General features: G+C 61.4%; 11 protein-coding genes. 10 read left to right on the plus strand and 1 reads right to left on the minus strand.

The window, feature by feature from the left end; translation table 11 throughout:
• The first annotated feature begins 16 nt into the window (after positions 1 to 16).
• Genes ACQRBT_RS00100 through ACQRBT_RS00115 form a run of 4 tightly spaced genes read left to right on the plus strand, consistent with a single transcriptional unit; the run spans position 17 to position 3,532 of the window.
• Positions 17 to 937: a metal ABC transporter substrate-binding protein gene (locus ACQRBT_RS00100; RefSeq protein ID WP_244383943.1), complete on the plus strand. Its 921-nt coding sequence runs from the start codon at positions 17 to 19 to the stop codon at positions 935 to 937.
• Entirely contained in the window at positions 934 to 1,680 is a 747-nt protein-coding gene (locus ACQRBT_RS00105; protein WP_412047736.1) for a metal ABC transporter ATP-binding protein, read from the plus strand. Before ACQRBT_RS00100 ends, ACQRBT_RS00105 begins: the two co-directional genes overlap by 4 nt.
• A complete protein-coding gene (locus ACQRBT_RS00110; RefSeq protein WP_104995968.1) occupies positions 1,677 to 2,576 on the plus strand; it encodes a metal ABC transporter permease in 900 nt (299 codons plus the stop codon). Before ACQRBT_RS00105 ends, ACQRBT_RS00110 begins: the two co-directional genes overlap by 4 nt.
• Positions 2,576 to 3,532, plus strand: a complete 957-nt coding sequence (locus ACQRBT_RS00115; RefSeq protein WP_412047735.1) for a metal ABC transporter substrate-binding protein — start codon at positions 2,576 to 2,578, stop codon at positions 3,530 to 3,532. The genes ACQRBT_RS00110 and ACQRBT_RS00115 overlap by 1 nt, the downstream gene beginning before the upstream one ends.
• An 18-nt stretch (positions 3,533 to 3,550) precedes the next feature.
• Here the strand turns inward: ACQRBT_RS00115 and ACQRBT_RS00120 are convergent, their stop codons facing one another.
• Positions 3,551 to 4,264, minus strand: coding sequence for a UTRA domain-containing protein (locus ACQRBT_RS00120; protein ID WP_412047734.1), 714 nt, complete (start codon positions 4,262 to 4,264; stop codon positions 3,551 to 3,553).
• A gap of 352 nt (positions 4,265 to 4,616) precedes the next feature.
• Between ACQRBT_RS00120 and ACQRBT_RS00125 the strand changes: the two genes are divergently transcribed.
• The 6 genes from ACQRBT_RS00125 (at position 4,617) to ACQRBT_RS00150 (ending at position 9,996) form a co-directional block, all read left to right on the plus strand.
• On the plus strand, positions 4,617 to 5,684 hold the full coding sequence (locus ACQRBT_RS00125) for an ABC transporter substrate-binding protein (RefSeq protein WP_104995966.1): 1,068 nt from the start codon (positions 4,617 to 4,619) through the stop codon (positions 5,682 to 5,684).
• Between the two features lie 206 nt (positions 5,685 to 5,890).
• Complete coding sequence (locus ACQRBT_RS00130) at positions 5,891 to 6,697, plus strand: alkaline phosphatase family protein (RefSeq protein ID WP_412047733.1); 807 nt, start codon at positions 5,891 to 5,893, stop codon at positions 6,695 to 6,697.
• Complete coding sequence (locus ACQRBT_RS00135; protein WP_412047732.1) at positions 6,694 to 7,539, plus strand: ABC transporter permease; 846 nt, start codon at positions 6,694 to 6,696, stop codon at positions 7,537 to 7,539. Before ACQRBT_RS00130 ends, ACQRBT_RS00135 begins: the two co-directional genes overlap by 4 nt.
• Positions 7,526 to 8,326: an ABC transporter permease gene (locus ACQRBT_RS00140; protein WP_060756971.1), complete on the plus strand. Its 801-nt coding sequence runs from the start codon at positions 7,526 to 7,528 to the stop codon at positions 8,324 to 8,326. The genes ACQRBT_RS00135 and ACQRBT_RS00140 overlap by 14 nt, the downstream gene beginning before the upstream one ends.
• On the plus strand, positions 8,323 to 9,312 hold the full coding sequence (locus ACQRBT_RS00145; protein WP_003172971.1) for an ABC transporter ATP-binding protein: 990 nt from the start codon (positions 8,323 to 8,325) through the stop codon (positions 9,310 to 9,312). The genes ACQRBT_RS00140 and ACQRBT_RS00145 overlap by 4 nt, the downstream gene beginning before the upstream one ends.
• A gap of 30 nt (positions 9,313 to 9,342) precedes the next feature.
• The gene (locus tag ACQRBT_RS00150; protein WP_060756970.1) at positions 9,343 to 9,996 is read left to right on the plus strand and encodes an HAD family hydrolase; all 654 of its coding nucleotides are present in this window, start codon (positions 9,343 to 9,345) and stop codon (positions 9,994 to 9,996) included.
• Positions 9,997 to 10,070 lie beyond the last annotated feature (74 nt).

A 10,070-nucleotide genomic window follows, 5' to 3' on the forward strand; every position in this document is an offset into this window, starting at 1 on the left:
AGAAGACCGATTACCCATGTCTATTTCATCGCCCCTGTTACGCCTGTTGCTGGTTGGCCTCTGCAGCCTGATGCTCGCCCCGCTCGCCAACGCCGAAGCGGCTAAACGCCTGCGCATCGGGATCACCCTGCACCCTTATTACAGCTACGTGACCAACATCGTCGGCGACAAGGCCGACGTGGTGCCATTGATCCCGGCCGGTTTCAACCCCCACGCCTACGAGCCACGCGCCGAAGACATCAAGCGCATCGGCACCCTGGACGTGATCGTGCTCAACGGCGTCGGCCATGACGATTTTGCCGACCGCATGATCGCCACCAGCGAGCGCCCGGACATCCCGGTGATCGAGGCCAACGCCAACGTGCCGTTGCTGGCCGCCACCGGTAACGCGGCCCGTGGCGCCGGCAAGGTGGTCAACCCGCACACCTTCTTGTCCATCAGCGCCTCGATTGCCCAGGTCAACAACATCGCCCGCGAACTGGGCAAACTCGACCCGGACAACGCCAAGACCTACACCCAGAACGCCCGTGCCTACGGCAAACGCCTGCGCCAGATGCGCGCCGACGCCCTGGCCAAGCTGACCCGCGCGCCCAACCCGGACCTGCGCGTAGCTACGGTGCACGCGGCCTATGACTACCTGCTGCGCGAATTCGGCCTGGAGGTCACCGCCGTGGTCGAACCGGCCCACGGCATCGAGCCCAGTCCCAGCCAGTTGAAAAAAACCATCGACGAACTGCGCGCCCTGGACGTGAAAGTGATCTTCTCGGAGATGGATTTCCCGTCCACCTACGTCGAGACCATCCAGCGCGAGTCCGGGGTCAAGCTGTACCCGCTGTCGCATATCTCCTATGGCGACTACACGCCTGAAAAGTACGAAGTGGAAATGACCCGCAACCTCGATACCGTGGTGCGCGCCATTCAGGAGTCAGGCGCATGACGGCAGCGCAACCTCTGAAAGTGGCCAGCATCGGCCCGACCCTCGACCTCGACAAGGTGTCGTTGACCCTGGGCCGCACGACGATACTTGACGGCGTGAGCTTCCAGGTCCAGCCCGGCAGCATTCATGCGTTGGTCGGCCCCAACGGCGGTGGCAAAAGTTCGTTGATCAAGACACTGCTGGGGCAAACCCCGCACCAGGGCCAATTGCGCCTGCACTGGCCGAACACGCCCGGCACCATCGGCTATGTGCCCCAGGCCCTGGAGTTCGACCGGGGCTTGCCGATGACCGTCGATGATTTCATGGCTGCCATGTGCCAGCGGCGCCCGGCATTTCTCGGCCTGTCCAGGTATTACGCCGGCGCGATAGGCGAAGCGCTGGAGCGGGTGGGCATGCAGGACAAACGCAAACGACGCATGGGCGCACTCTCCGGTGGTGAGCGCCAACGGGTACTGCTGGCCCAGGGGCTGATCCCGGCACCGCAATTGCTGGTGCTGGATGAGCCGATGTCGGCCCTTGACGAAGCCGGTATCCAGGTGTTCGAACGCCTGCTCAACGACTGGCGCCTGAGCGGCCTCACCGTGTTATGGATCGAACATGACCTGCAAGCCGTGAGCCGCCTGGCCGACCGCGTCACCGGCCTCAACCGTCGGGTGCTGTTTGATGCCACGCCCAAGGAGGCGCTGACCCCGGAGCGCCTGTTGAGCCTGTTCTCCACCCACCCTCGGAGCCCGGTGCAATGAGTTATGAAGCCTTTCGCTTGATGGTCCAGGGCTGGGCCTCTTCCGGCTATCTGCCGGAAGCACTGGCCTACGGTTTTGTGATCAACGCGCTACTCGCCGGTTTGCTCATTGGCCCGGTGCTGGGCGGCCTGGGCACGCTGGTGGTGGTCAAACGCTTTGCGTTTTTCTCCGAAGCCGTCGGCCACGCCGCGCTGACCGGCGTGGCCGTGGGCATCCTGCTCGGTGAGCCCTACACCGGCCCTTATGGCGCGCTGTTCGGCTACTGCCTGCTGTTCGGCATCCTGCTCAACTACCTGCGCAACCGCACGGGCCTCGCGCCGGATACCTTGATCGGGGTGTTTCTCTCGGTGTCGCTGGCGTTGGGTGCGAGCCTGCTGCTGATCCTGGCGGGCAAGATCAACGTGCACATTCTGGAGAACGTACTGTTCGGCTCAGTACTGACCGTCAATGGCAATGATCTGCTGGTGCTGGCAGTCGTCGGCGCACTGGTCATGGCCCTGGCCTTGCCGTTGTACAACCGCATCATGCTGGCCAGCTTCAACCCGCAGCTGGCGGCGGTACGCGGGGTGGCGGTGAAGACCCTGGATTATCTGTTCGTGATCCTGGTCACGCTGATCACCGTAGCGGCGGTCAAGGTCATCGGCGCGATCCTGGTGGGCGCGTTGTTGGTGATTCCGGCCGCAGCGGCGCGCCTGCTTAGCCAGTCACTCAAAGGGTTCTTCTGGGTCTCGGTGGCGATCGCCACGGTGAGCACCCTGTGCGGCATCCTGTTGCCGATCATCTTCGACCTGCCCATCCCGTCCGGTGCCGCGATCATTCTGACGGCCGGCATCGCCTTTGCCTTTGCCGCCATCGCGCGCGGCACCGTGCCCAGCCTCAAAGGGAATCTTGGATAATGCACCCTGCCTTTCGCCCGCTGACCCTGGCCATCGCTTGTTTGCTGAGCACCTCGGCAACGGCCGCCGTCGACGGTTTCGACGCCAGTCACTTCAAGGTCAACCAGGGCCTCGGCCATGCCGCCCTGACCCAACCCCACACGCCGGTCAAGGTCCTGGCCTCACTGCCGATCACCTACGGTTTGGCCGAGGTGCTGCTCAAAGGTACCGACGTGAAACTCGAGCGAGCCGCCCCGGCCAACCTGCCGGGCTCGCGACAAGTGGCGTATTTCACCGGTCGCGGCGCGCAGGCTTTGAATGCCCTGGCACAGGACGCCGACGCGGCTATCGGCTTGCGCTCACTGTGGGCGGATGATCCGCTCTACCCCGTGGCGCGACGCAGCAATATCCGTATCGTCGAAGTGGACGCTGCACGCCCGGTGGACGGCGGTTTGCCAGGCATTGCCCTACAGCCAGGTGCTACCGATGGCCTGAACAGCCAGCCGTGGCAATCGAGCAACAATATGGGACGCATGGCCGACGTGATGTCTGCCGACCTGAGCCGCCTGGCACCGGCCGCCAAGCCGACAATCGACGCCAACCTCGCCGCCCTCAAGCAGCGCCTGCTCAGGCTCACCGCCGACAGCGAGGCCAGATTGGCCAAGGCGGATAACTTGAGCGTGGCCAGCTTGAGTGATCATTTCGGCTACCTGGTCAGCAGCCTGAACCTGGAAGTGCTCAACACCGATGCACGGCCTGATGCAGAGTGGACACCCGAGGCATTGCAGCAACTCACTGCCGACTTGAAGGCCAACGATGTGGCGGTGGTACTGCATCACCGTCAGCCGAGCGAAGCCGTACAAACAGCCGTGACGGCAGGGGGTGCGCAATTGCTGGTATTGAAGGTCGACGGGGCGGACCCGGTGACTGAGCTGGAAGGCAATGTGGATCAAGTGATCAAGGCACTTGCACCCTAGCAAGCCCGCTCACTACCGTTAAACCACATCCACGCCCACATGGATCGCATCGTGCCGCCAGAACTCCAGGTCGCAGTCGATCAACCGCTGATGCTGGTCATAATTGACCCGGGCAATCCGCAGGCCCGGGCTACCGACCGACACGCGCAACGCGGCGGCGGCTTCCGCCGGCAAGGAGGTTGGTACGATCTCGAAGCGTACGCGGCCGTAATGCAGGTCGTACTTGCGGGCGTACAGCTCGGTCATTGACTGGTTCAGGTCGCACGCCAGGATCCCCGGGAAGTATTGCGGGTTCAGGTAGTGCTCCACATACAACACCAGACGCCCATCAATGCGTCGGCCCCGGCAAATCTGGATCACGCTGGACAACGCCGGCAACTGCAACCACGCACACACGGCCGCAGAGGCCGGTTGCAGGCGCGCAGAAATCACTTCGGTCGACGCCACCCGCCCCTGGTCGCTGACCATCGCGTGAAAGTGGCTGCGTTGCATCAGGTTGTAGGCCAGCCGCGGCGGCGAGACAAACCAGCCACGGCGCTCCTCACGATAGATCTGGCCCTGGGCTTCCAGTTGTAACAAGGCTTCCCGCACGGTAATGCGGGTGGTACCAAACAACTCGCTAAGCTTGCGCTCGGCGGGCAATTTACTCGCAGGCGCCAAAAGGCCATGGTCGATCTGCTCTTGCAGCGCCAGGCCGATGGATGTCACCGCCTTGATTGCCTCATCACGCATCAACGTTACCTATCTGGACTAGACCAGCACCGTTCAGGTGCATAAACCGCGCTGTATTCGGGCTTCCACTGCTGCCTGCCAGCGTAGGCACTACAGATGACCGGCAGATGACAACCCGTGCCACCGCCCTGCTCCACACCCTGCAATACATCGGCCAAGTCCAGGGCCTGCGGGCACTTGAGCATGGTCTACGCTGAGTCTGAAGTGAGCGACATCGAGGATGTAAAAACGACATCGACATGAAACTGTCATCCAGTACGCCTAGATTGGCTCAGGTATTGCTGACCTAGACCAACACCACCGCAAACGTCGATAAAAAACGCAGCGTTGAAAACGCCCAAAGGAGCTTCGGATGAAACAGCTTTTCCTGGCATCACTGTTAGGCTCGACCATTGCCATGTGCACCGCCGCCATGGCCGCTGATACCGATTTGAAAACCTTGGAAGCCGCCGCGAAAGCGGAAGGCGCCGTCAACAGCGTCGGCATGCCCGATGACTGGGCCAACTGGAAAGGCACCTGGGATGACCTGGCCAAGACCTACGGCCTCAAGCACATCGATACCGACATGAGCTCGGCCCAGGAAATCGCCAAGTTCGCCGCCGAAAAAGACAACGCCAGCGCCGATATCGGTGACGTCGGCGCCGCCTTCGGCCCGATCGCGGTCAAACAGGGTGTGACCCAACCCTACAAACCGAGCACCTGGGCACAGGTCCCGGATTGGGCCAAAGACAAAGACGGCAACTGGGCCCTGGCCTACACCGGCACCATCGCCTTCATCGTCAATAAAAAGCTGCTGCACGGTTCCGAAGCCCCTAAAAGCTGGGCTGACCTGAAGACCGGTAAATACAAGGTTTCCATTGGTGACGTCAGCACCGCCGCCCAGGCCGCCAACGGCGTACTGGCTGCCGCCCTGGCCAACGGTGGCGACGAGAAAAACATCCAGCCGGCGCTGCTGATGTTTGCGGACATCGCCAAGCAAGGCCGCCTGTCGCTGGCCAACCCGACCATCGCCACCATGGAAAAAGGCGAAGTGGAAGTGGGCGTGGTCTGGGACTTCAACGGCCTGAGCTACAAGGCCAAGATGGCCAACCCGGATGATTACGTGGTGCTGATCCCATCGGATGGTTCGGTGATTTCCGGCTACACCACCATCATCAACAAATACGCCAAGCACCCGAACGCCGCCAAACTGACGCGCGAATACATCTTCAGCGATGCCGGCCAGACCAACCTGGCACGCGGCAACGCACGTCCGATCCGTGCCGAGCACCTGACCCTGCCTGCCGAGGTTCAGGCCAAGTTGCTGCCGAACGAGCAGTACAAAAAAGTCACGCCGATCAAAGATGCCGAAGCCTGGGAGAAAACCTCCAAGGCACTGCCGCAGAAGTGGCAGGAAGAAGTCATCATCAATATGCAGTAAGGCTTCAACCCACATTGGATGTCCACTGGATGTCCAATGTGGGAGCGGGCTTGTGTGGGAGGGGGCTTGCTCCCGATAGCAGTGTGTCATTCAACACATGCATTGGCTGATCCTCCGCTAACGGGAGCCAGCCCCCTCCCACACCATTGGCCCCGTTCCTCCAGAGAAATCGAGTCAAGCCCAACTGTTGCGGAGCCTCTCCCCCTATGAAGCACAACGTCATCCTTGTGGTGCTCGACGGCCTGAACTACGAGGTTGCCCGACATGCCATGGGGCATCTGCAGGCCTATATCGGCGCAGGACGCGCAGCGCTTTACAAACTGGAATGTGAATTACCGTCGCTCTCGCGGCCGCTGTATGAGTGCATCCTCACCGGTGTTCCTCCGATCGACAGCGGCATCGTGCACAACAACGTTTCACGCCTGTCCAATCAACGCAGCATTTTCCATTACGCCACCGACGCCGGGCTGACCACTGCGGCGGCGGCTTACCATTGGGTCAGCGAGTTGTATAACCGCACGCCCTTCATTGCCTCCCGTGATCGCCACACCGACGACAAGGCGCTGGCAATCCAGCACGGGCATTTCTACTGGAATGACCACTACCCCGATTCCCACCTGTTTGCCGACGCAGAAAGCCTGCGCTGCAAGCACACGCCGAACTTCCTGCTGGTGCACCCGATGAACATTGATGACGCCGGCCACAAGCATGGCCTCGACAGCGCGCCGTACCGCAACAGCGCACGCTCGGCCGACATCATCCTCGCCGACTACCTGCAGGGCTGGCTCGACGCCGACTGCCAGGTGCTGGTGACCGCCGACCATGGCATGAACAACGATCGCTCCCACAATGGCCTGCTGCCGGAAGAACGGGAAGTGCCGCTGTTCGTACTGGGCTCGGCCTTCAACTTGAGTGCCACGGCAAGCCCCAAGCAAACCGAACTGTGCGGCACCGTCTGCGAACTGCTCGGTGTACCCCACGACAAACCTGTCTGCCGGGAGCTGTTGAAGTGAACGCCTTAACCCGTGGCAAATGGCTGGCGATCCTGTGCCTGGTGCCGTTTGCGCTGTTCTTCATCGTGTTTGAAATCGCCCCGCTGGTGTGGGTCATGGTCAATAGCCTGCAATCGGAGGAGTTCGGCTGGGGCCTGGCCAACTTCACCAAGATCTTCAGTTCGAAGTTCTACCTGCAGGCTATCCAGTACAGCCTGGAGATCAGCTTCTACTCCAGCGTGTTCGGCATCATCATTTCGGTGCTCGGCAGCTATTCGTTGCGCCGCGTGGACTCGCCCCTGCGCAACTTCGTGACGGCGTTCGCCAACATGACCAGCAACTTTGCCGGCGTGCCACTGGCGTTCGCATTCATCATCCTGCTGGGCTTCAACGGCAGCATCACGATCATGCTCAAGCAGGCCGGGATCATTCAGGACTTCAACCTGTATTCCAAGACCGGCCTGATCATTCTCTACACCTACTTCCAGATTCCACTGGGCGTGCTGCTGCTCTACCCGGCCTTCGATGCATTGCGTGAAGACTGGCGCGAATCGGCTTCGCTGCTCGGCGCCAGCGGTTGGCAGTTCTGGCGGCATATCGGCCTGCCGGTGCTCACCCCGGCGCTGCTCGGCACCTTCGTGATCCTGCTGGCCAATGCTCTCGGCGCCTACGCCACGGTGTACGCACTGACCACCGGCAACTTCAACGTGCTGCCGATTCGTATCGCGGCGATGGTCTCCGGCGACATCTCCCTGGACCCGAACATGGCCAGCGCCCTGGCCGTGGTACTGGTGGCGCTGATGACCGTCGTCACCGTGGTCCATCAACTGCTGCTCAAGAGGAGCTACCATGTCTCGCGCTGAAGCCGGCCCGGCCTCCCTCTACCATCGGGTCGTGGTGTACCTGCTGTTTGCGATCCTGGTGCTGCCTTTGGTAGGCACCTTTGTCTACTCCATCGCCAGCAGTTGGTCGGCGACGGTCCTGCCCGCCGGGTTTACCGTGAAATGGTACGTGCAACTGTGGAGCGACCCACGCTTCCTGGCGGCCTTCGGCCAGTCATTGGTGGTTTGCGTGGGCGCGCTGATCCTGTCGGTGGTGCTGATCCTGCCGCTGCTGTTCGTGGTGCATTACCACTTCCCCAAGCTCGACGCCTTGATGAATATCCTGATCCTGCTGCCCTTCGCGGTACCGCCGGTGGTGTCGTCGGTAGGTTTGCTGCAACTCTACGGCTCGGGGCCGCTGGCGATGGTGGGCACGCCGTGGATTCTGATCGGTTGCTACTTCACCGTGGCGTTGCCGTTCATGTATCGGGCAATCACCAACAACCTGCAGGCCATCAACCTGCGCGACCTGATGGACGCGTCCCAACTGCTCGGCGCCAGCACCTGGCAGGCGGCGATCCTGGTGGTGCTGCCGAACCTGCGCAAGGGTCTGATGGTCGCGCTGCTGCTGTCGTTCTCGTTCCTGTTCGGTGAGTTCGTGTTCGCCAACATCCTGGTGGGTACCCGCTACGAGACCCTGCAGGTGTACCTGAACAACATGCGCAACAGCAGCGGCCACTTCACCAGCGCCGTCGTCATTTCCTATTTCTTCTTTGTGCTGGTGCTGACCTGGGCCGCCAATATCTTGAACAAGGACAAAAGCCAATGAGCTTCGTCAGCGTCCAACATCTGCAAAAAGGCTACGCGGGCACCCCGGTGTTCAGCGACATCAACTGCGAGATCGCCAAGGGCGAGTTCGTCACCCTGCTCGGCCCGTCCGGTTGCGGCAAGTCGACCTTGCTGCGCTGCATCGCCGGGCTGACCTCGGTGGACAGTGGGAAAATCCTGCTGGACGGGCAGGACATCGTTCCGCTGAGCCCGCAGAAACGCAATATCGGCATGGTGTTCCAAAGCTATGCGCTGTTCCCCAACATGACCGTGGAGCAAAACGTCGCCTTCGGCTTGCGCATGCAAAAGGTCAACGCCGATGACAGCCACAAGCGCGTGCAGGAAGTGCTGCAACTGGTGGAGCTCAAGGATCTCGCCGGCCGCTACCCGCACCAGATGTCCGGCGGGCAATGCCAGCGCGTGGCTCTGGCGCGTTCCCTGGTGACCCGCCCGCGCCTGTTGCTGCTGGATGAGCCGCTGTCGGCACTGGATGCGCGGATTCGCAAGCACCTGCGCGAGCAGATACGCCAGATCCAGCGTGAACTGGGCCTGACCACGATCTTCGTGACCCATGACCAGGAAGAAGCGCTGACCATGTCCGACCGCATCTTCCTGATGAACCAAGGCAAGATCGTGCAAAGCGGCGACGCCGAAACCCTCTACACCGCGCCGGTGGACGTATTCGCCGCCGGTTTTATCGGCAACTACAACCTGCTCGACGCCGACAAGGCCAGCCAATTGCTGCAACGTCCGATCAGCGGGCGCATCGCGATTCGTCCCGAAGCCATCGAACTGAGCCGCAGCGGCGAGCTGGACGCATTGGTGCGCAGCCACAGCCTGCTGGGTAACGTGATTCGCTACCGCATCGAAGCGCGCGGCGTGGAATTGGTGGTGGACGTGCTCAACCGCTCGGCCGACGATCTGCACCCCGACGGGCAGCGCCTGGCACTTTCCATCGACCCCAGTGCGTTGTGTGAAGTAGCCTGATGCAACGATTGACTTGAGAGAGAGTGACGGATGGCATTGGTAATTTTTGATCTGGACGACACCTTGATCCACGGTGACTGCGCCACCCTGTGGAGCGAACAGATGGGCCGCCTGGGCTGGGTCGACCCTGAGTCGTTCATGCGCAAGAACAACGAACTGATGGACGCCTACAGCCAAGGCAAGCTGCGCATGGAAGACTTCATGGATTTCAGCCTGGAGCCCATGATCGGCCGCACGCCGGAAGAAATCGAGCATCTGGTGGAGCCGTGGGTTGAAGATGTGATCGAACCGCTGATCTACAGCGATGCCACCCAGACCATCGCCCGCCACCGTGCAAAGGGCGACCGGATCCTGGTGATTTCCGCGTCGGGCACCCACCTGGTGAAGCCGATTGCGGCACGCATCGGTATCGACGAAGTGCTGGGCATCGAACTGGACATCAAGCATGGCGTGTACAGCGGCCAGACCATCGGGGTACTGACATATCGCGAAGGCAAGATCACCCGTTTGCTGGAATGGCTGGAACAGGAAGGTGAGAAACTGGAGGGCGCGTACTTCTACTCGGATTCGCGCAATGACCTGCCGCTGTTGAGCAAAGTCGAGTTCCCACAGGTGGTGAACCCAGACCCGGTGCTGCGGGCCCATGCCGAACAGGCCGGCTGGCCGATCCATCATTGGGTCTGACACTGCCTCTGGAATTGTAATCCCAGTCAACATGTGGGAGGGGGCTTGCTCCCGATGGCGGGCATCAGATGAAA

This window comes from Pseudomonas sp. R19M, assembly GCF_050312585.1.
Lineage (GTDB): Bacteria > Pseudomonadota > Gammaproteobacteria > Pseudomonadales > Pseudomonadaceae > Aquipseudomonas > Aquipseudomonas palleroniana.